The organism is Prosthecobacter fluviatilis, assembly GCF_055388355.1.
This window is the reverse complement of record NZ_AP043782.1, coordinates 5,449,247-5,469,886: the sequence shown is the minus strand read 5'-3', so window position 1 is coordinate 5,469,886 and position 20,640 is coordinate 5,449,247. Positions and strand designations below refer to the sequence as shown.

Genomic DNA, 20,640 nt, shown 5'->3' with positions numbered 1-20,640 from the left:
ACCAAATTTCCCATATCAACAACAAGACAGAACTGAAGCGATCAAGATTCATGCAAGACAGGGCCTGCATTCCGCGCATAGTCAGGCTCCCAACCCTACCCCGCCGTCATGCGCCCTCTTCTCATCACCCTGCTGTCTGTCGCCTGTCTGTTTGCCTTCGCCGCACCAAACGAGCAGGCGAAGCCACTCAAGGTGCTGATGATCACCGGGGGCTGCTGCCATGACTACGAGAACCAGAAGCTGATCCTGAGCGAGGGGCTCAGCGCGCGTGCAAATGTGGAGTTCACCATTGTCCATGAAGAGGGACCCGAGGGCAAGAAAGACAAGAGCCACAGGATCTCGATCTATGAAAAAGACAACTGGGCCGCAGGCTATGACGTGGTGCTGCACAACGAGTGCTTCGGGGCGATTGAGGACGTGGCTTTTGTGGAGCGCATCGCCAAGGCCCACCATGACGGAGTGCCGGCTGTGATGCTGCACTGCTCCACGCACAGCTACCGTGCAGCAAAGACGGACGAATGGCGGAAGTGTGTGGGCCAGACCTCGATGAGCCACGAGAAAAACCGTGATTTGAACGTGAAAAACATCGCTGAAGAGCATCCGGTGATGAAAGGCTTTCCGGCGGAGTGGCTCGACGCCAAGGATGAATTGTACAAGAACGAAAAGCTCTGGGAGCACTTTGTCCCCCTGGCCAAGGCCTACGGTGAAGACACGAAGATGGACCACAATGTGATCTGGGTGAATGAGTATGGCAAAGCCAAGGTCTTCGGGACCACACTGGGCCATGGCAATGAAACCATGCAGTCCCCCGTGTACCTCGATCTCGTTGCACGAGGCCTGCTCTGGGCCTGCGGCAAGCTGGGAGACGACGGCAAACCACTGCCGGGCTACGAGGCAAAACAGAAATAGGCCTTCAAGTTTAGGCCAGCGAATCTGGCAGGTGAGGCGCTGCCAGCACTGCGTGTGGCGTCATTTCCCGAGCACGGCATGCAGCGCCGCAAGCAATGCCTCAGCCGTGTAGGGTTTCGGGATGAAGTGCTTCACACCGGCGCTCATCGCCCTGGCCACCATGTCTTTGAGGCCCAAACCGCTGGCAGCAATGACACGGACCTGCGGATTGATGCGCATCAAGACCTGAACAGTTGCCAGGCCATCCATGACGGGCATCATCATGTCTGTGAGGACTACAGCGACCTCCTGATGGTGGGCGGTAAAAAGAGTCGAAGCCTCGATACCGTCTGAGGCCAGAAGGACGCGGTATCCAAAGGCTTCCAACGTCTGACTGATGATCTGGCGGACCGTCTCCTCATCATCGACGACTAGGACCAGCTCTCCGTTGCCACGAGGCAGCACCGTCTCCGGAGTCGTGCAGTGCTGCATGTCCGCCGCCTCATCTGCCGGCAGATAAACCTGGAATTTCGTGCCTTCATCGAGGGCGCTGCTCACCCGGAGGAAACCGTTGTGCCCCTTGACGATGGCAAGTGTGGTGGACAGTCCGAGGCCGGTGCCCTTTCCCAGCTCCTTTGTGGTGAAAAACGGCTCGAAGATACGCTCCAGCACATCCGGAGGCATGCCCGCGCCGTTGTCCTCCACCTCAATGAGCACATACTTTCCGAGCCGGGCTTCGACGCTCATCTCGCGGCAGTGTTCGTCCAAGACGACATTGCTTGCCGAGAGTTTGAGGATGCCACCGTTGAACATGGCATCCCGCGCATTGACACAGAGATTGATCAAAACCTGATGCAACTGGGTGGGATCTCCCTGCACACCCCACAATGCTGTCTGAATATGGGTGCGAACCTGGATGTTTTTGAGGAAAGTCTCGTTGGTGATTTTTTCGATTTCCCGGAGAAGCCGGCCGACATCGACCGCGATCTGCCGGCCTTCCACTCCCCGTGCAAAGGACAAAACCTGCTGCACCATGTCCGCACCGCGTCTGGCACTGTTTTCGATCGTGGCGAAGACGTTCAGCTTTTGCTCATTGGTTTCCTGCAGCTTGAGCAGCTCAATGGACATCATGATGGGAGTGAGCACGTTGTTAAGATCGTGCGCGATACCGCCAGCGAGCGTGCCGATGCTTTCCATGCGCTGAGAGCGCAGGAGCTGAGCCTCGACCTGCTTGCTCTCGGTGATGTCCTCGGCAGTGCCGACGATACGCAGGACGTTGCCGTGGGAATCACGCACGGGGAAAGCCCGGTCATGGATCCACCGGAGAGTGCCGTCTTCACGCTGGATGCGGAACCGCTCGTCATATTCGCCACGCTTCCTCTTGGCTGCGACGGCCAGTTCAACACGCTGGCGGTCATCCGGATGGACCGAAGCAAGCCAGCTGAGAGAGTCCTCATAGAGGCTGGCACAGGTGCGATGCCAAATTTTTTCATATGCCGGGCTGACATAGATCATTTCAGCGCCCGAGGGGTCAGTCATCCAGAAGACCTCCTCGATAGTCTCAGCGAACTGCCGGAACCTTTTTTCGCTTTCACGCAGGGAGGTCTCCGCCTGCCTGCGCTCCACGCTTTCCAGGGCAAGAGAAACCAGATTGGACATGGCGAGAGCAAAGGTTTTCTCGTCCGCCGTCCACTCCCGCGCTGTGCGCACATGCTCAAGACACAGAACCCCTGTGCGGCAGCCGCCCACGATGATGGGGACGTCCAACATGGATGTGATGCCGTGAGGGCGAAGGTAGCCGGCCTCGAACTCCGCGGTGCTGGGATTGCGAGCGGCATCATCTGCGATGATCATTTCCTGATCGACCAGCGCCTGGAAATAGGCCGGATGGGTGGCTGCTGAAAGCTCCGTGCCGGATGAGTGCCGCCCCTCCTCCCATTCATACAAATCCACACACCTGATGGCGGAGCGGTCGCTGTTGTAGCGCCAGATGCTGACGCGTGAAACGTTCAGAGTCTGGGCGGCTCCCTCGGCGATTTTTCGCAGCAGAAGCAAGGCATCCTCCCCATCTCCCGCCCAGTGTCGCGTGAGCTCGATCAGGGTCTTGCGCTGTTTGATGAATCGCCTGTCAGCTTCGCGCAGCTCGGCCTCACGCCTGCTGATGTCGAGCGCGAAGCCAATATCGATGGCGAGCTCGTCGAGCAGGGCAAGCTCGTCCGAGTCAAAAAACGCCACGACGTCGGAGTAGAGATTGAAAACGCCGATGATTTTTTCCCCTTCCTTCAGAGGCAAGGAGGCCATGGAGTAATAGTTTCTGCTCAAGGCGCGCTCACGCCATCCGACGGCTTCGGGATCGTGCTCGATGTCATTGCAGACGGCATGCCGCCCGGTCCGGAGCGCGCGCGCGGTGATGGTGCAGCCCAAACCTGACGGAGAGTCGGCGACACAGGCTGCAATCTCAGCAAGCAGCCCGTCATTTGCCCCGACATGTGCGGCGACTTTGAGCCTGCCAGACGCGGCATCCAGGAGGCCGACCCAGGCCATGCCAAAGAGGCCCTTTTCAACGGCGATGCGGCAGGCCTCCGCCAACATGGTCTCCGAGCTTTTTTCACGGACAATGGTCTCATTGATGCCGCTCAAAACGGCATAGAGGCGGTTGAGCTGGCGGATGCGCTGATCCGCCTTTTTGCGGTCGGTGATGTCCTGCATCTGGGAGACAAAGAAGGAAGGGCTTCCCTGTTCATCGTCCACCATCGAGACCGAGAGCAAGACCCAGACCACGCCGCCGCCCCGATGATAGTAGCGCTTCTCCATCTGATATGTTTTGATCTCATGACGGAGCATTTTCTGCACATAGTCGAGGTCCTTGCCAAGATCATCGGGGTGAGTGATGTCCTGAAAAGCGACCGAAAGCAGCTCCTGCTCGGTGTAGCCGACGATGTCACACAGCACGCGGTTGACGCGAAGAAAGCGCCCGTCCGGAGCCACGAGGGCCTTGCCGATGGGGGCATTTTCGAAAGCTGCGGCAAAGGTGGCCTCGCTTTCCCGGAGGGCTTCTTCAGCCCGCTTGCGCTCAGTGATGTCCTGCACCGTGCCGAAGCAGCATGCAGCCCTGCCCTGGTCATCAAAGTGTATCTCCACTTTGACGAGGACATTTGCCACCTGGCCGTCTGCGCGCAGCGCCCGGTATTCAAAGGGAGGGATGACCGATCCTGGCGTGGCTTGTGTAAGCTGGGCCTGATAGGCGTCATGCCGGGCACGGTCGTCCGGGTGAACCATGGCCAGCAGCTTTTCATACGTGAGCACGAGGGACTGAGGCTGGAGGCCAAAGATGCGGTAGAGTTCGTCAGACCATTTGATGGCACCATCTGCCACGCTGTACTCCCAGCTGCCTATGTGACTGATCGCCTGGGCACGCCCGAGGTCAGCGCTGACCTGGGAAAGAGCTGCGGCCGTGCGCTTGCGGCCGGTGATATCCACAAAGGTGGCCACGGTATGAGGCTCGCCCTGGAATTCGATGGTTTCCATGCTGACGATGACATGGAGCATTTCTCCATCACGTGCGCGCAAGGCGAGCTCCATGTCGCGGATCGAACGCTTTTCATCCAGAGTCTTGCGGAGCAAGCCGGCCGAGGCTTCGTCAATCACGGAGAGCTCCACCATGGAGCGGTCAACAGCCTCTTCACGGGTCCAGCCCAAAAGGCTGGAAAATGCGTCGTTCACCTCCACAAGCCGCTGGTCCCGCATGCGGCCAATGATCAAGGCAACGGGACTGCTGCGAAAAGCTTTGATGAGACGAGCCTCCCCTTCTCGAAGGATCTCCAAGGCCTGCTTGCGGGCCGTGATGTCTTCGGTGAACATGATGATGCCACCGATGGAGTCATCGGCCTGCCGCCAAGGCTGGATTTCCCAGCGGATCCAGTCAGTCCTGCCATCAGAGCGTAAAAAGGCCTCCTCATCACATTTGGCGACCTCGCCTTTCAGGCAGCGCTGATGGATGCCCCGCCATTGGGGCGGGGCTTCAGGAAAGACTTCGTAGTGACTGAGCCCCACCACGGAGCGGGAGCCGAGCCGGTAGTCCTGCATCCAGCGCCGGCTGACAACGAGGTATTTCATGTCGCGGTCCAGCATGGCGATGGCAGCAGGGCTGTGCTGGGTGTAGAGACGCAGCTGCTCCTCCCGCTCCCGCAAAGCCCTGGTGCGCTTTTTAACCTGCCTGGTGAGCATCCAGTTCCAGCCGACGAGCAGTGCCAAGAGGAAAGCGCCGCCGAGAGCCCCGTAGCCGAGATAGCGCAGGTAGCGAACACTGCCAAGCCTCTGGCCGAACCACTTTTTATCGATCTGGGCGAACTCGTCTTTTCCCACGCCGTCGAATCCGTCTTCAATCAACTTCAGGAGGGCTGAGTTGCCTTTGCGCACAGCCCGGTGAAATTCGCCTACGCTGACGGGCTCTGTCATTCTGAAATCCGACTCCAAGCCGAGCTTGTGCAGAAAATAAAGAGCGGGAGGCTTGTCTACAACGAAGACGTTTACCTTACGCTCATTGGCAGCTGTGATGATGGCCTCATAGTTTTTGTAGAGCAGCAGCGGACCGATGCCATTGACCTGAAGATGGTGCACGATCGCATCGCCTGCCTTGGCGGCCACAGGGAAGCCCTTGAGCGAGGCCAGGTCGGTGATGCCTGAAATCGTGGTGCGAAAAAAGATGGGAACCTGGAGTGTGGCGTAAGGTCGCGAAAACTCCAGATAGGCAGCGCGCTCCTGGGTGTGGAAAACAGTGTCAATGACATCAAACTCGCCTGCTTTCATCCTCGCAACAGCCTCCGCCCAGTCCATGCCGCGGACCTCTGCAGTGATGCCTGTCTTTTTTTCCCAGGCACGCCACTGATCCATGATAATGCCCTGGAGAACGCCTGAACTGTCCCTGAAAACATAAGGGGGATAGTTGTCATCTGTAACTACGGTGATCTTGCCCGGTCGGGCAGGCTGCTGCCCGCTGGCGACCACACATATCGCAGCCAAGAAGAGGCTGATGATGAAGCCACGCATGCGGCACGGCATGGGAAAGGCCGGAGATTTTTTCCGTCCCAGCGGACTGCTCAACCAGTCCAGATGCCATGCCTCTGAAAACGTATTTTTAGAGGTCGGGCGAGTTGCTTGTGCCGTCGCACAAGCCTCAGGCGGATTAGCTGCGATGGAGGGCGCTTCCAACATATTGCATCTATGTCACGATGTGTGAATTTTATAAATCATAGACGCCTAAATTACTTCATTAAGATCGGGAATCTAATGCTTTGGTCATCAAAGAAGTGGATATTTCCGGCATTTCTAACATGCGCCAAGCGCCCGATGCCTGAGCACCCCATTGAGCGTCTTGAGCAAAGTTTCGGCCGTGTAGGGCTTGGGAATGAAATTTTTGACGCCTGATCCGACGACTTTTTCCTCCATACCGGCGGCGTTCATTCCGCTGGCAGCGACGATGCAGATCTCTGGATTCATCCGCATCAGCACCTGAATCGTCGCCGGACCGTCCATGACAGGCATCATCATGTCTGTGAGAACCAATGCAATTTCAGAGCGATGCGAGGAATAAAGAGCGACTGCCTCTGCGCCATCTGCCGCCAGCAAGACATGGTAGCCAAAGGTTTCGAGAGTCTGTTTGGTGATCTGCTGAACAGCGGCCTCGTCATCGACCACCAAAATCGTTTCACCGTTGCCACGGGGAAGCTCTCCAGGCTGAGCCGCCTCGATTTCCGCATGCTCGGACATGTGGGCAGGGAGATAGATGTGAAATGTGGTGCCTTTGCCAAGCTCACTCTCCACCCGCAGAAAGCCATGGTGGCTTTTGACGATGGCCAAGACAGACGAGAGTCCGAGGCCAGTGCCTTTGCCAAGTTCCTTTGTGGTGAAAAAGGGTTCGAAAATGCGGTCAACGACTTCGGGAGGCATGCCGGTGCCATTGTCAGCCACCTGAATGTGGACGTACTGCCCGGGGCTGGCGCCGGCAATCATTGAAGCGCATTGACTGTCCATGACAAGATTTCTGGCGGAGAGCTTCAGCTGGCCGCCGTTGGGCATGGCGTCGCGGGCGTTGACACAAAGATTGAGCAGAACCTGATGAATCTGAGTGGGATCTCCCTGCACCACGCACAAGGGCGCAGGGATTTCACAACGCACCTGGATGCTTTTCAGAAAGGTCTCGTTGGTGATTTTTTCGACTTCTTTGAGGAGATGGCCGACCTGGATGGCCAGCTGCCGTCCTTCCACGCCTCTGGCAAACGAGAGCACCTGCTTCACGAGATCCGCCCCGCGGCTGGCGCTGCATTCGATCGTGGCGAGTATGTCCTGCTTTTGGGCGCTTTGCTCCTGGAGCTTGAGCAGCTCTATGGACATCATGATGGGAGCCAGCACGTTGTTGAGGTCGTGCGCGATGCCGCCGGCCAGGGTGCCGATGCTTTCCATGCGCTGCGAACGCAGAAACTGCTGCTCGAGCTTTTTACGTTCGGTGATGTCGGTGTTAATGGAGAGGATGGACTTGGGACGGCCCAGAGCATCCTTGATCAAGGTCCAGCGCGACTCGACGATCACGGGGCGGCCATTTTTGTCATGCTGCTGCAGCTCCCCAGCCCACTCTCCCTGAGCGGAGACGGCTTCCATAACGGCAAGAAACTGCGCAGAGTCCGGCTGGAGCAACTGCTGGAGCGAATGCTCCATGACCTCCGCCGCCTGCCATCCATAAAGCCTTTCGGCACTGCGGTTCCAATAGAGAATGCGATGCTCCTGCGGAGCGCAGACGATGATGGCGTCGCGAGCTTTGTCCAGCAGGGAGGCCTGCTCGCGAATTTTGTCCTCGGCAAGCCTGCGCTGGGTGATGTCGCGCATGATGAACTGCAGGCGTCCGTCAGGAAGAACCGTCGAACTGACTTCGGAGGGAAAATACGTGCCGTCCTTGCGATGGCAGTTCCATTCGCTTCGCACCACCTCGCCTTCAGTCAGCTGTGCCAATTCGGGCAAAATCCGCACCATTTCACCGGATGCCACAATGTCCACAACCCCCATGTGAACGAGCTCTTCGCGAAAGTAACCGAGCATCTGGCAGACCGCCGCATTGACGTCCAGCAAACGCCCGGCTGTGTTGGACACGAGGATTCCATCGGAGGCGGACTCAATGAGGGTGCGGAACTCGGCCTCACTTGCGCGGAGGGCGAGCTCAGCCTGCTTGCGAGTCGTGATGTCTTCGGAAAAAATGATGATGCCGCCGATCGTGCCGTCAGCCTGATGCCACGGACGAATCTCCCAGCGAATCCAATCGATGGCACCGTCCGCGCGAACGAACTTTTCATCGTCATTTTTTTCGACTGCACCCGCCATGCAGCGGCGGTGGATCTCAACCCAGTGAGCCGGCGCTTCAGGGAACACATCATAGTGGCTGCGCCCGGTGACAGACTGCCCGCCCAGACGGTAGTCGTGCATCCAGCGAAGACTGACCACGAGATACTTCATGCTGCGATCCAGCATGGCAATGGCGGCGGGGCTGTGCTCGACGCAGAGGCGCAGCTGCTCCTCGCGCTCCTGCAGGGCACGTGTGCGGAGCCTGACCTGGCCTGCCAGCATCCAGTTCAGACCGAGCAGCAGGGTAACCAAAGAAACCGCCGCCAGAGCGGCATAACCCAGGCTGCGCAGGTAGGGGTGCCCGTCCAGGGTCTGGCCGAACCACTTATTTTCAATCCAGGCCATCTCTTTGACACCCACATCATCGAAGCCTCTCTCAACAAGCTGAAGAAGCCTGGTGCTGCCCTTGCGCACAGCACGATGAAACTCCCCGATGCTGACAGGGTCGGACATTCTGAACTCCGACCCGATGCCCATTTTTTGGAGGAAGTATTGAGCTGGGGGCTTGTCCATGACGAAGACGTTCACCTTGCGCTCATTGGCCGCTGTGATGATGGCCTCACAGTTGTTGTACAACATCATGGGGGTGATCTCATTTTCCTGCAGCAGCTTGACAACGGTGTCTCCAAGCCTGGCAGCAACCGGAAATCCCCGGAGGGAGGAGAGGCTGTTGATGCCGGCTATGGAAGAGCGGAAGAAGATGGAGACCTCGATGGTGGAATACCGCTTTCCGAAGTCGAGATAGGTGGTTCGCTCCGGCGTTTTGAAGATGGCGTCGATGACATCAAACTCTCCCGCTTTCATTCTGCGGACGGCGTCGTTGCAGTCCATGCCATGAATCTCGGCGGTGACGCCGGTGCGCTTTTCCCAGACGCGCCATTGATCGATGATGATCCCCTGCAGCCTGCCTTCATTGTCCCTGAAGACATAAGGAGGAAAGTTGTCATCCGTCACGATCCGGATGGTGTGCGGGACAGATGGCTCCTGGGCCAAAAGGCCCACAGGAGCCCCCATGAGTGAAACCAGCAGAAGAACAAAAATTCTGATGCGGACTGCGCCCCCCCGAGGAAGCCGCCGTGCCAGGACACACGTGGCGGCAGCACCGGGGATGAAGGCAGACGTTTCAGTCATGCTTCAAGAATGGTTTCGGAGTTGGCGGCAACGCCGTCCCAGGCATGGCAGAAGTCGTCATGTGCTCAAAGAGCGGCAGCGCGCCGTTTATGGAGAACTGTGTGCAGCATTTTGAGCAATGTTTCCGCAGTGTATGGCTTGGGAATGAAATCCGTGACACCGGCGTTGGTGGCCTTGGCCACCATGTCTTTCACGCCCAGGCCGCTGGCGGCGATGATGCGCACCTGCGGATTCATGCGCATCAGCACCTGAATGGTCGCCGGACCATCCATCACGGGCATCATCATGTCTGTGAGCACGACGGCGACCTGATCTTTGTGCTCGGCGTACAGGGTGGAGGCCTCCACACCATCTGCCGCAGGAAGGACACGGTAGCCAAAGGATTCCAATGTCTGGCCAGTGATGTGCCGCACGGGCTCCTCATCATCAATCAGGAGAACGAGCTGACCATTTCCTCGTGGCATTTCCGCCTGACCGGGGGACGTCAGGCTCAAGCCCTCCGCCTGCGCCGGCAGATAAACCTGAAATTTGGAGCCTTTGTCCAACTCACTGGAGACACGAATGAAGCCCTGATGACTCTTGATGATGGCCAGCGCGGAGGACAGCCCCAGGCCGGTGCCTTTGCCGAGCTCTTTGGTGGTGAAAAACGGCTCGAAAATACGGTCCACAACCTCGGGCGACATGCCTATGCCGGTGTCCTCCAACTCAATGAGGAGATATGGACCGGGCTTTGCGCCGGCGATCATCGCTGCGCACTGCTCATCGAGCAGATGATTGGCCGCGCTGAGTGTCAGAGTGCCGCCATTGGGCATGGCGTCGCGTGCGTTGACACAGAGGTTGAGCAGCATTTGATGAATCTGCGCAGGGTCCCCCTGGACGATCCAGAGGTCTGCCGGAATGTCGCTGGTGACGCGGATGCTCTTGAGAAAAGTTTCTGTGGCGATTTTTTCAATGCCTTTGAGCAGATGCCCGGCCTGCACATCCACGCGCTGACCTTCAACGCCGCGTGAGAAGGAAAGAACCTGGCGAACCATCTCCGCACCGCGTCTGGCACTGTTTTCGATGGTTGCGAGCACGCCCATGCGCAGCGCATCCTTTTCATGAAGCTTGAGCAGCTCTATGGACATCATGATCGGCGTGAGCGCGTTGTTGAGATCATGAGCTATGCCGCCAGCCAGCGTTCCGAGGCTTTCCATGCGCTGGGAGCGCAGAAGCTGCTCCTCGAATTTTTTGCGCTCGGTGATGTCTGTATTGATCATCAAAATGCTGCGGGGCTGGCCTGCGGCATCGCGCAGGAGAGTCCAGCGCCCCTCCACCACGAGCTTGCGGCCCTCCTTTCTGACCTGCTGTATTTCACCGTCCCACTCCCCGGCCTGGACGACTTCGTCATAGGCCTGCTGAAAAGAGCCGCTGCTGCTGTCTGCAATGATGTCCGTCACCGGACGCCCGACCGCCTCAGCCGCACTCCAGCCATAGAGGCGTTCAGCGCTTTTGTTCCAGTAGGTGACACGGCGATCAAGGCCGCAGACGAGGATGGCATCTCTGGAGAGGTCCAGCAAAGACGCCTTTTCATGCGCGGCATGCTGGGATGACTCAAGCTCCTGGGTACGCTGTTTCACCCGCTGTTCGAGATCCTCCAAATGGGACTTGGACTCCAGCAGCAGACGGAATTTTTCAGTGAGCGAAATGGCAAGCTGGAGAACCTCGATGATGTCGAAGGGCTTCTTCAAAATGAGCATGCGATCGCGGGGCTTGATCTGCTCCTGAACGTCAGTCCAGTTGCAGTCTGCGTAGGCGGTACAGATCACAATCTGCATGTCCGGGCAAACCTGCCAGATCTGCCGGGTGGTCTCGATGCCATCCCAGCCGGGAGGCATGCGGACATCGACAAAGGCCATGGCATAGGGCCGCCCCTCCTCCTGTGCGCGCCTGACCATCTGCAGGCCTTCCTCCCCCTGGCTGGCGGTGTCTATGGTGAAAGTCTGAGGCTGCCGTGCTGTGCCAAACAGCGCGGCCTCTGCCGCGTCGAGGGCGTCGTCTGAGGCGTCGACGGGGGCCAGGATTTTGCGAAAGTCATCATGAATCGAGCGGTTGTCGTCGATGACAAGAATGCGCCGATGCGGGGCGGTCATTTTTGCGGTGGTGTGTGTCATGGTTGGGTCAGTTCTCCAGCGGGAGCGTCAGGGTAAAGGTGGCTCCCCGCCCAACACCGTCACTATGCGCCTTCAAGGTTCCTCCCAGCTCCCTGGCGGCGAGCGCGCCGCTGTGCAGACCGAAGCCATGCCCCATTTTTTTGGTGGTGAAGCCATGGGAGAAAATGCGCTTCAGATTTTCGGGGGAGATGCCGACACCGTTGTCCATGACAGAAATTTCCAGCATTCCCTCCTGGTTTAGCACCACACGCACGGTCATGAGCCGTTCGCCTTCGCTATGGTCCAGGGCATGCTTGGCATTGCTGAGGAGGTTCACCAGGATCTGCATGACCTTGTGCCTGTCCGTCTTCAGGGGTGGGACGGGGGCGATCTCACGAGCCACGCTGACTTCATGACGGCTGAAGCTTGCCGCGTTGATGCGTATGCTGTCTTCGATGAGATCTGCCACGGAGAGCACTTCAACAACTCCGGTGCCGCGTGCGTAGCGCTGCTGCATGGAGACGATCTCCTTGATGTGGTCGATGTTTTTCTGCAGCATTTGCATCTCGTGCAAGATGACCTTCTGCGGCTCCGCCAGGTGGGTGGCCAGCTTGAGCAGATAATCAGGCAGCATTTTGCCGCGCGGGTCGGTGGTGAGGAATGCAGGCAGGTCTGCTTCATGCTGCTGGAGCATCTCCGCCACATTCTTGAGGCTGCTGATGCGAAAATCGCGAACCTTGCCCGTGGCGAGCTCTGCTGAAACACCGACGCTGTTGAGCACATTGCCGACATTGTGCAGCACGCTGGTGGCCACTTCCGCCATGCCCGCGAGACGGGAGGTCTCAAGCAGCTCCGCCTGCGTCTTGCTCAACTCAGCTGTGCGCTCAACGACCTGCCGCTCGATTTCAACATTGCTCCCTTCGAGGGTGGCGCGACGCAGGGATATTTCTGACATTTCCTGCAGCATGCGATGAACGGCGACGATGAGAATGGCGTCTTCGAAGAGCACCCAGCCGACGTGCTCGATCCAGCGCCAATGACTGGCTGTGAGCACTCCGAAGACGGACTGGGGCCAGAAAAGGCCGCGAATGAGATGGTCTGCTGCGACCACAACGGTGGCCGTAGTGAGCACACGCCAGTCGCGATAGAACGCCAGGAAAGCCAGTGAGCCAAAAATATGGAAGTGCGTCTCGATGCGCCCGCCTGTGAGATGGATGAGCAGCGCTGAAGTGAGCATCTGGGCAATGGCTATGACATGGCGCGTGACGACCAAACCCGGACAGCGCCAGGCCAGCCAAACGGGGAAGCCGCTGATGGCCCCTCCGAGGAAAAGAGCAGCCCAGACATGCACATGGAGCTGGCTTGTTTCTCCAATCCAGGTCCGGGGGGAAATCCACAATGCGGCGACAACGCCTGCGACCCACTGGACGATCATGAGCCGGGCAAAAAGCTGATCTGTATGCCGATGCAGATCATTCTCCGAGGCACGAAAGAGCTCCAGCGCACGCCGTTGCAAAGCAGATTCAGGCAACACCAAAGGGCGTGCTGAGGGGGCTTCCACGAGCGGAGGAGCTTGCTGGCGCTGCACACCGGAGGATGGACGCCGCCCAACGTCAGCCGTGTCTGATGCGGCGTCCTGTGGCTTTGGGGTTGAGTCTACGGCTGACATGTGGTGCATTCCGTTTGGTCTTTTTCCCTTGCGAGGGCACAGCCGAAAACCGGGGCACTGGCAGAAAGAGTGTTTTTTTGCTTTAGGAACACCTCAATGGCGTCCCGCCCCGGATTGTCTCCGGCATGGCCGCGAGCGAGGGTGATACCGCCTTGAAAAACAAGGGCGCCGGCAGCGTCATAGAGGAGAGTCTGGCCGGAGGTGGCGGCCTGAAAACTGCGGGCTTCCTTGCCGTCATGGTCAACATGAACCTGCACGCCAGGGATGGCTGAGGCAGCGTGCCAGAGGTCGGTTTTCACCCATTCTTCAGCCATGCCCTCCGGCCTGATGAACCAGACCTGAGCATGGAACAATCCCGGGCAATGAGCCGCAAGCTGCTCCAGCTCTCCGAGTGTGGCCCGGGAGCAGGGGCAGCGCGGGTGCAGAAACATCACCAGGGTGGGCTGCCCCGGTGAGAGGGGCATCTGACTGGTCTCCGGCCAATGAGATGGCGGGGAGCCTGCCGCACCGGCGGTCTGGGAGTACTGGGCCATCAACAGGCTGCCGGCGAGAACCGCCAAGAGCCAGACGCCTGCAATAACGCTGATTTTCAATGAGGAAGCACTCACCCGCGCCGCACCGAGCCCCTGCGAAGGTGCGGGGCATGATGGGGGGGAGGCTGGTAATCTGGGGCTGGTCACCCCTAAACATAAGGGGGTAGGCTGAAGCCCCCCAACTAAGCCATGCTTTATTTGAAGCGCCTGGACCGCTTAACGATTCGGGCTTTGCGTTTCCAGTTTTTTTATTCGTCGAGTTCCAATGGGATGTCGTTGCTCTTGGTTGTCCTGGTGAAATCAGGAGTCGGCACGGCTCTGGCTCCATTGAAGCTTTCGCTATGAGCATGCTTGTAGCCAGCCGGGTCGAGCGTCTGCCAGAGCCGATCTCTTCTTTCGCTGGAACATCCAGCCATGAGGAACACGCCCAGCAGGCCAGGCAGCAGCAAATGGCGCTGAAAACGGAGGGAGACGCGGGTGCTGAAAGTATTCATGTGCGGGTAAAGGGAAGGTGGCTATTTCTGTCCGTAATACGCGTCCGGTCCGTGCTTGCGCAAATGATGCTTTTCCAGGATGTGCCCAGGTATGGAGCCTATGGTGGGATGCAGGCTGGCAGAGCCCAAAGCCATGTGGGCACACATTTCGAGGGCGATGCTGTTTTTTAGAGAATCCATGGCGCTTTTTCCGAACGTGAAGGGCGCGTGGTGGAGCTGCAATACGGCGGGCATTTCGAGCGGGCTGAGTTTCAGCTCGCGCAGTCGCTCGACGATGGCGACGCCGGTGAAGTGCTCATAATCCTGAGAGACTTCGGCCGGGGTGAGCGCACGCACCAGAGGGACGGTGCCGTGAAAATGGTCTGCATGCGTGGTGCCATAGCAGGGAAGCTCGCGACCAGCCTGGGCAAACATGGTGGCATGCAGGCTGTGGGTGTGGGTGATGCCGCCGATCTCGGGGAACTCCCGGTAGAGCACGAGATGCGTTTTGGTGTCTGAAGAGGGGCGCAAACTGCCCTCGATGACCTGTCCTTCGAGGTCGAGAACGACGATGTCGGCAGGTTTGAGCTCCAAATAGTCCACGCCGCTTGGCTTGATGGCCCAGAGGCCAGACGAGCGGTCAATGCCGCTGACGTTGCCCCAGGTGAGACGCACGAGGCCGCTGGGCTCGAGGGCGCGGTTGGCTTCACAGACTTGCTGACGGAGATCTTTGAGGGTCATTGGCGGCATGAAAGCCCAAACGTCTTACAATTCCAGCAACATAAACCGGCTTGTGGGGCGTTAATACATTGATCCTTGAAGGTTGACGCGGGGAACGCCCCCGTTGACCTGTACCGCACACACACATGCCTGCCTCCGCCGCCCCCCAAGCTGTTCCTGATCAGGAAGCCATCTCCAAAGCCTCCCTCTGGGTGGCGCCGCTCCGAACCGAAATCGCCCGTGTGCTGGTCGGCCAGACCGCTTTGGTGGACCGCCTGCTAGTGGCCTTGCTGACAAACGGCCATGTACTGCTGGAAGGTGTGCCGGGCATAGCCAAGACACTGGCTGTGCGAACCCTTTCCGGGACCTTGAAAGCCAAGTTTCAGCGGATTCAGTTCACCCCCGACCTGCTGCCTGCAGATGTGATTGGCACGATGGTGTACCACCCGAAAGACGGTACATTCACCCCACGTCTGGGACCGATCTTTGCCAACCTGGTGCTGGCTGACGAAATCAACCGCGCGCCGGCCAAGGTGCAAAGCGCCCTGCTTGAAGCCATGCAGGAGCGGCAGGTCACGATCGGAGAAAACACCCACAAACTGCCGGACCCGTTCATGGTGCTGGCGACGCAGAACCCCATCGACCAGGAAGGTACGTACACGCTGCCGGAAGCCCAGCTTGACCGCTTTCTGCTCAAGGTGCGCGTGACCTACCCGACTCCGGTGGAAGAGCGCATGGTGCTGGATGCGATGGCCACCTCGGCACCGAAACTCGATGTGAACCAGGTTACGGATGTGAGCGCGATCAGCGCGAGCCGCGCGGTGGTGAACTCGCTGTTCATGGATGAAAAGATCCGCGACTACATCGTCGCCCTGATCCATGCCACGCGGCACCCCGAAGCGCTGGCGCCGCACCTAAAGCTGCTGATCCGATGCGGCGCGTCGCCGCGAGGCACGATCAACCTGGCGCTGGCAGCCAAGGCGCTGGCCTTCCTGAACGGACGGAACTACGTGATTCCGCAGGACATCAAAGACCTGGCCCCAGACATTCTGCGCCACCGCATTCTGCTTTCATACGAGGCCGAGGCGGAAGGTGTGAGCACGGATGATGTGATCAAGACCCTGCTCGACAAGCTGCCTGTTCCTTAACACTGGCCAAACCGTGAACCGGGAAACTGTGCAGAACGACAACGACGCCAGACTCACACGCATACTCAAGCGCGTGCGGCGCATCGAGCTGCTCACTCGTGGCATGGTCAAAGAAATGCTGGGCGGCCAGTACCACTCCCGCTTCAAGGGGCAGGGCATTGAGTTTGACGATTTCCGCGAGTATCAGCCGGGAGACGATGTGCGCTTCATCGACTGGAACGTCACGGCACGCATGAATGATCCGTTTGTGCGCAAGTATGTCGAGGAGCGTGAGCTGACGGTGATGATCTGCGTCGATGTCAGCGGCTCCGGCGACTACGGCAGCCAGGAAGACTCCAAACGCGAACGGGCGGCGGAGATTGCGGCCGTGTTTGCCTTCAGCGCCGTGCAGAACCAGGACAAGGTGGGGCTCTCGCTGTTTTCCAGCGGCATCGAGCACTATCTGCCCGCAATGAAGGGCGCCCCGCATGCGCTGCGCATCTTGCGTGACATTTTAAGCAACGAACCGAAGCAGCAGGGAACGGACATCAGGCCCGCCCTGGACCTCGCGCTAGAGCGCATCGCCCACCGGGCCCTGGTGATTTTGGTTTCGGATTTCATCACCCCTGACGCAAGCTGGGAGAAAAGCCTGCGGGCTGTTGCAGCCAAGCATGATGTGGTGGTGGCACAGATCCTGGACCCGCGCGAGATCACACTGCCGGACGCAGGACGCGTGTGCCTCGAGGACCCGGAAACCGGAGAGCAAATCATTGTCAACACGTCCCACCCCGCTGTCCGAGACGCGTATGCGCAACGGCTTGCCGAGCGGCAGGACGCGCTGGTGCAGCTGCTGCGGCGCTGCGGTGTGGAACGCATAACGGTGCGCACAGATGAAGATTACGCGCCCGCGCTGAAGGCCTATTTCCGCTCTCGCAAAAGGAGGAAACGTGGATGAAGGCCGCGCTTTTTGTGATGCAAACGCTTCTGGCGCAGCTGACGGGCCCTGCCCCGATGCCGCACCCTGAACTGCCGCCGCCTGACAGTGTGCAGCTGCCGCCGCCGTGGTGGATTCCGTGGGCTGCCCTGGTGATGCTGTGCCTGCTGATCTTCATCATCGTGTGGCTACTGATCCGGCCCAAAGAGGAGCCTCCAGCACCGCTGCGGCAGCCATGGACCGCAGCTTTCAAAGCACTGAACGAACTGCGCGCACGCATTCAATCCGTCCCTCCACAGGACATGAGCCACAGGGTGTCCCAGATCCTGCGGCGCTACCTGCACGAGCGCTACGCCGTGCCAGCCCCGGCACGTACGACACGCGAAATTTTCGATGGCAAAATGGAGAGACTGCCAGGAATGCCGGTGCCGCGGTCCCAGGGAGTGTGGCGCGAGCGTTTTGAGCCGGTGGCTCATCTGTGTGACGAGATATCGTTCATGCCGTCTCCGCGCACGGAGGAGGAATCGGCCGCGCTTCTTGACCAGGCGCTGGCACGCATGCAGGAGGAGAAGCCATGATCATCCCGGGGTTTCCCAATTTTCAGATCTTCCACCCTATGTGGCTGCTGCTGCTGCCACTGGTGCCGCTGCTGGCCCTGCTGCGTGGTTCCCGCGGCCAAAGGGCGTCCATCAAATTTCCCACCGCGTCGCTGCTGCGTGATCTTGGCCGGCCGGCACGCAGCAGTCTGGGCGGCTTCGTCTTTGGGCTCATCCTGGTAAGCGTGGCCTTCGGCATCACGGCGCTGTCCCGCCCGCAGAAAATCCTGTCTTATGAGGAGGAAAAGGCCGAGGGCATCGCGATCATGCTGACGGTGGATGTTTCGCTTTCGATGCTGATCGAGGATTTCTACATCGGGGGGCAGCCTGTGAACCGGCTGACGGCGGCCAAGCGAGTGATGGCGGACTTCATCAAAGGCCGCCGCAGCGACAAGATCGGGATTGTGGCGTTTGCAGGGGAGACCTACCTGCCCTGCCCGCTGACTCTGGACCGTGACTGGCTGATCAACAACCTCGACCGAGTGCAGACACAGCGTGTGAGTGACGGGACCGCGATCGGGTCTGGCATCGCCTCCGCCGCCAACCGCATGCGGCGTGAAAAGTCTCCAAGCAAGGTGATCGTGCTGCTGACCGACGGCGCGAACAACTCCGGCCGGCTGAGCCCGCAGGTGGCGGCGAAGCTGGCCGCCACGCTCGGCATCAAGATCTACACCATCGCGATTGGCACGCCGGGCATTCACAGCATCCCAGACCCAAGGCGCGGCACCTTCACGCCAGTGGGGCAGCAGCTGTTTGATGAGGAGACGCTCAAGGAAGTGGCGTCGATTGGCAACGGTCAGTTTTACATGGCGCAGAACCTCAGCTCGCTGAGCGACGTGTTTGACACCATCGACAAGCTCGAAAAGACCAAGATCGAGCATCACAAAATCGTCGAAACCGAAGAGCTTTTTCCCTGGCCGCTGGCTGTATCCGCCATCTCGCTGTTTCTCGCGCTGCTGCTTTCCCTGACCGTTTTGCATTCGGCCCCGGAGCCAGTCGCCACCTGATCGTCATGAGCTTTGCCCATCAACACCTGCTCTGGTTCCTGCTGATCATCCCCGCTCTGGTGGGGCTGAAACTGCTGGTGGATGCGCAGGGGTCCAAGGCCGAGCGGCTGTTCACCGCGGAGCGCCTTCGGACGGGGCTCGTCACCGGCCGGTCGCGCTGGCGCTCCTGGCTCGCGTATTTTTTATACATCATGGCCATGGCATGCCTCATCGTCGCGGTGTCGCAACCACGGTGGGGGGAGGAAAAGCTTGAGACCCCAGACAAGGGGCGCAACATTTTCATCGCGATAGACACATCGCGCTCGATGCTCGCGCGTGATGTGCCGCCAGACCGTCTCACGCGTGCCAGGCTGGCAGCGCACGACCTTATCATGGAACTCCCCGGCGAGCGGGTTGGCCTGCTGGCATTTGCCGGCCGCGCCTACCTGCAGGCGCCGCTCACGACGGATCATGACGCGATCATCGAGTCATTGCTGGCCTTTGACCACACGATCGTCGAATGGGGCGGGAGCAATCTGGCGGACATGCTGGAGGTGACACTGCGTGCCATCAAAAGCCTGCCAAAGAGCAATTATGCGCTGGTGATTTTCAGCGATGGAGGCGATGCCGACGCCAATCTGACCTCGTACATCCAACGCCTCACAGCGGCCGGAGTCGTGGTCGTCACCGTAGGTGTCGGCACTGAAGGCGGCACGCTCATTCCAGATCCCGAAGTGGAGGGCGACTACATCCGAGACGAGGCTGGCAATGTGGTGCGCTCGCAGCTGCAAAGCGGTGTCCTGCAGCAGCTGGCCTCCGCCACGGGAGGACGGTTTTTGAAACTGGACGCCCGCCCCCTGAGCCGCCAGGCGATCCAGCCTGTGCTGGACCGCCTGACCGAGCAGGAGTCTGCCAACCGGCAGAAGTCAAAGCCAATTGAGCGCTTTGCCTGGCCCCTCGGTCTGGGTATATTCCTGCTCATGCTTGCCTGGATCATCAGCGCCCTGCCCCGCTCTGCCGCCGCACGTCCGGCCGTGCTGGCGATGGCAGTCGCCGTCTTTGCGCCCGCACCCAGTGCGCAGGCAGCGGTGGCTTCAGACTTTCTGGGATTCTTTTTCCAGTCTGGCGGCCCGACTCCTGACGAGGCGCGCAAAGCACTTGAGAGCGGCCAGTTTGAAAAGGCGCGCGAGATCTACAGAAAGCTGCTGCAACGCGAGGACTTCGATGCGCGCTCCCGCGATGAGCTCCTCTACGGCCTCGCAACAGCGGAGCATGATCTCACGAACTACGATGGCAGCGTGAAGAATTTCAGCGAAGCACTCCACACGCAGGACAAGTCGCTGCGAGCCAGGGCGCACCGGGGACTGGCGCAGACTTTGTATGATCAAGGGGTGAAAGGTTTGCAGCAGCAGCCCAAGATCACGCTCCAGCGCTGGACTGACGCGCTGCGGCACCTGGACGCCGCTCTGGAGCTCGATCCTGAGAACAAGAACCTGCGCGAGAACCGAGACCATGCGGACAAAATGCTCGCCCAGCTGCGCCAGGAACTGAAGCGTCTGGAAGAAAAGCAGGGTAAAAAAGGTAACAAAGGCCAGAAGGGGCAAAAAGGGCAGAAAGGTGACAAGGGTGAAGGCCAGCAAGGGGAAGAAGGTGACGAGGGCGACGAACAAGAGGACGGCCAGCAAGGCAGCGACCCTAACGGCCAGGGGGAACCCAAGGAGCCCAAGGAAATCAAAGGCGAGAAGAAGGAAGCGGATGACGGCATCGGTGGGAAGGACGCCAAAGAACTGCCTGAAGGGCGGCTCCAGGCTGCTGGTGGTAACCAGGACGGGAAAAAAGAGCCGCAGAGCAAAGCCGTGGCGATGCCTGACGAGGACAAGAACAAAGACCCGAAGAAAATGACCAGCGACCAGCGCAACCCACGCACTGGCTATACCCCAGGAGAGGCCGAAAGATACATCCTCCAGTACATGGATGAGAACACTGCTCCGCTGTCCACCCGCTACCACACACCGCCGCCGAACAAAAAAGACTGGTGAGCCGTCTTCGGCAATGGCGC

13 protein-coding genes are annotated in these 20,640 nt (G+C 59.3%); 7 read left to right on the top strand and 6 right to left on the bottom strand.

The window, feature by feature from the left end:
- Nucleotides 1-108 precede the first annotated feature (108 nt).
- Nucleotides 109-909, top strand: coding sequence for a ThuA domain-containing protein (locus ACZ5WW_RS21375; RefSeq protein WP_377162677.1), 801 nt, complete (start codon nucleotides 109-111; stop codon nucleotides 907-909).
- A gap of 60 nt (nucleotides 910-969) precedes the next feature.
- Here the strand turns inward: ACZ5WW_RS21375 and ACZ5WW_RS21370 are convergent, their stop codons facing one another.
- From ACZ5WW_RS21370 to ACZ5WW_RS21355, 4 genes are all read right to left on the bottom strand, one after another.
- Nucleotides 970-5,937 (bottom strand): PAS domain S-box protein, encoded by a 4,968-nt coding sequence (locus tag ACZ5WW_RS21370; RefSeq protein WP_377162675.1) that lies wholly within the window; start codon nucleotides 5,935-5,937, stop codon nucleotides 970-972.
- A gap of 279 nt (nucleotides 5,938-6,216) precedes the next feature.
- Nucleotides 6,217-9,411 carry a PAS domain S-box protein gene (locus ACZ5WW_RS21365; protein WP_377162673.1) on the bottom strand — a complete coding sequence of 1,065 codons (3,195 nt, stop codon included), beginning with the start codon at nucleotides 9,409-9,411 and terminating at the stop codon, nucleotides 6,217-6,219.
- 65 nt (nucleotides 9,412-9,476) lie between these two features.
- On the bottom strand, nucleotides 9,477-11,564 hold the full coding sequence (locus tag ACZ5WW_RS21360; protein ID WP_377162671.1) for a response regulator: 2,088 nt from the start codon (nucleotides 11,562-11,564) through the stop codon (nucleotides 9,477-9,479).
- Nucleotides 11,565-11,571: 7 nt separating this feature from the next.
- Nucleotides 11,572-12,978 (bottom strand): sensor histidine kinase, encoded by a 1,407-nt coding sequence (locus tag ACZ5WW_RS21355; protein ID WP_377162669.1) that lies wholly within the window; start codon nucleotides 12,976-12,978, stop codon nucleotides 11,572-11,574.
- A gap of 359 nt (nucleotides 12,979-13,337) precedes the next feature.
- On the opposite strand from ACZ5WW_RS21355, the gene ACZ5WW_RS21350 reads away from it, so the two are divergent.
- Nucleotides 13,338-13,484 (top strand): hypothetical protein, encoded by a 147-nt coding sequence (locus ACZ5WW_RS21350; protein ID WP_377162667.1) that lies wholly within the window; start codon nucleotides 13,338-13,340, stop codon nucleotides 13,482-13,484.
- Nucleotides 13,485-13,993: 509 nt separating this feature from the next.
- Here ACZ5WW_RS21350 and ACZ5WW_RS21345 read toward each other — a convergent pair.
- On the bottom strand, nucleotides 13,994-14,239 hold the full coding sequence (locus tag ACZ5WW_RS21345) for a hypothetical protein (RefSeq protein WP_377162665.1): 246 nt from the start codon (nucleotides 14,237-14,239) through the stop codon (nucleotides 13,994-13,996).
- 21 nt (nucleotides 14,240-14,260) lie between these two features.
- Nucleotides 14,261-14,959, bottom strand: a complete 699-nt coding sequence (gene araD, locus ACZ5WW_RS21340; protein ID WP_377162663.1) for an L-ribulose-5-phosphate 4-epimerase AraD — start codon at nucleotides 14,957-14,959, stop codon at nucleotides 14,261-14,263.
- Nucleotides 14,960-15,084: 125 nt separating this feature from the next.
- Between araD and ACZ5WW_RS21335 the strand changes: the two genes are divergently transcribed.
- The 5 genes from ACZ5WW_RS21335 to ACZ5WW_RS21315 are packed head-to-tail and all read left to right on the top strand — an operon-like array spanning nucleotide 15,085 to nucleotide 20,620.
- The gene (locus tag ACZ5WW_RS21335) at nucleotides 15,085-16,086 is read left to right on the top strand and encodes an AAA family ATPase (protein ID WP_377162661.1); all 1,002 of its coding nucleotides are present in this window, start codon (nucleotides 15,085-15,087) and stop codon (nucleotides 16,084-16,086) included.
- 13 nt (nucleotides 16,087-16,099) lie between these two features.
- Nucleotides 16,100-17,020 carry a DUF58 domain-containing protein gene (locus ACZ5WW_RS21330; protein WP_377162659.1) on the top strand — a complete coding sequence of 307 codons (921 nt, stop codon included), beginning with the start codon at nucleotides 16,100-16,102 and terminating at the stop codon, nucleotides 17,018-17,020.
- A 17-nt stretch (nucleotides 17,021-17,037) separates the two neighbouring features.
- Nucleotides 17,038-17,577 (top strand): DUF4381 family protein, encoded by a 540-nt coding sequence (locus ACZ5WW_RS21325; RefSeq protein WP_377162657.1) that lies wholly within the window; start codon nucleotides 17,038-17,040, stop codon nucleotides 17,575-17,577.
- Nucleotides 17,574-18,602: a VWA domain-containing protein gene (locus tag ACZ5WW_RS21320; RefSeq protein WP_377162656.1), complete on the top strand. Its 1,029-nt coding sequence runs from the start codon at nucleotides 17,574-17,576 to the stop codon at nucleotides 18,600-18,602. The genes ACZ5WW_RS21325 and ACZ5WW_RS21320 overlap by 4 nt, the downstream gene beginning before the upstream one ends.
- Before the next feature lie 5 nt (nucleotides 18,603-18,607).
- A complete protein-coding gene (locus ACZ5WW_RS21315) occupies nucleotides 18,608-20,620 on the top strand; it encodes a VWA domain-containing protein (RefSeq protein ID WP_377162654.1) in 2,013 nt (670 codons plus the stop codon).
- The last annotated feature ends 20 nt before the right edge of the window (nucleotides 20,621-20,640 follow it).

Coding starts and splice junctions, on each gene's coding strand:
- ACZ5WW_RS21375 (WP_377162677.1), top strand. CDS start 109: ATGCGCCCTCTTCTCATCACCCTGCTGTCTGTCGCCTGTCTGTTTGCC.
- ACZ5WW_RS21370 (WP_377162675.1), bottom strand. CDS start 5,937: ATGCGTGGCTTCATCATCAGCCTCTTCTTGGCTGCGATATGTGTGGTC.
- ACZ5WW_RS21365 (WP_377162673.1), bottom strand. CDS start 9,411: ATGACTGAAACGTCTGCCTTCATCCCCGGTGCTGCCGCCACGTGTGTC.
- ACZ5WW_RS21360 (WP_377162671.1), bottom strand. CDS start 11,564: ATGACACACACCACCGCAAAAATGACCGCCCCGCATCGGCGCATTCTT.
- ACZ5WW_RS21355 (WP_377162669.1), bottom strand. CDS start 12,978: ATGATCGTCCAGTGGGTCGCAGGCGTTGTCGCCGCATTGTGGATTTCC.
- ACZ5WW_RS21350 (WP_377162667.1), top strand. CDS start 13,338: ATGGCCGCGAGCGAGGGTGATACCGCCTTGAAAAACAAGGGCGCCGGC.
- ACZ5WW_RS21345 (WP_377162665.1), bottom strand. CDS start 14,239: ATGAATACTTTCAGCACCCGCGTCTCCCTCCGTTTTCAGCGCCATTTG.
- araD (WP_377162663.1), bottom strand. CDS start 14,959: ATGACCCTCAAAGATCTCCGTCAGCAAGTCTGTGAAGCCAACCGCGCC.
- ACZ5WW_RS21335 (WP_377162661.1), top strand. CDS start 15,085: ATGCCTGCCTCCGCCGCCCCCCAAGCTGTTCCTGATCAGGAAGCCATC.
- ACZ5WW_RS21325 (WP_377162657.1), top strand. CDS start 17,038: ATGCAAACGCTTCTGGCGCAGCTGACGGGCCCTGCCCCGATGCCGCAC.
- ACZ5WW_RS21320 (WP_377162656.1), top strand. CDS start 17,574: ATGATCATCCCGGGGTTTCCCAATTTTCAGATCTTCCACCCTATGTGG.
- ACZ5WW_RS21315 (WP_377162654.1), top strand. CDS start 18,608: ATGAGCTTTGCCCATCAACACCTGCTCTGGTTCCTGCTGATCATCCCC.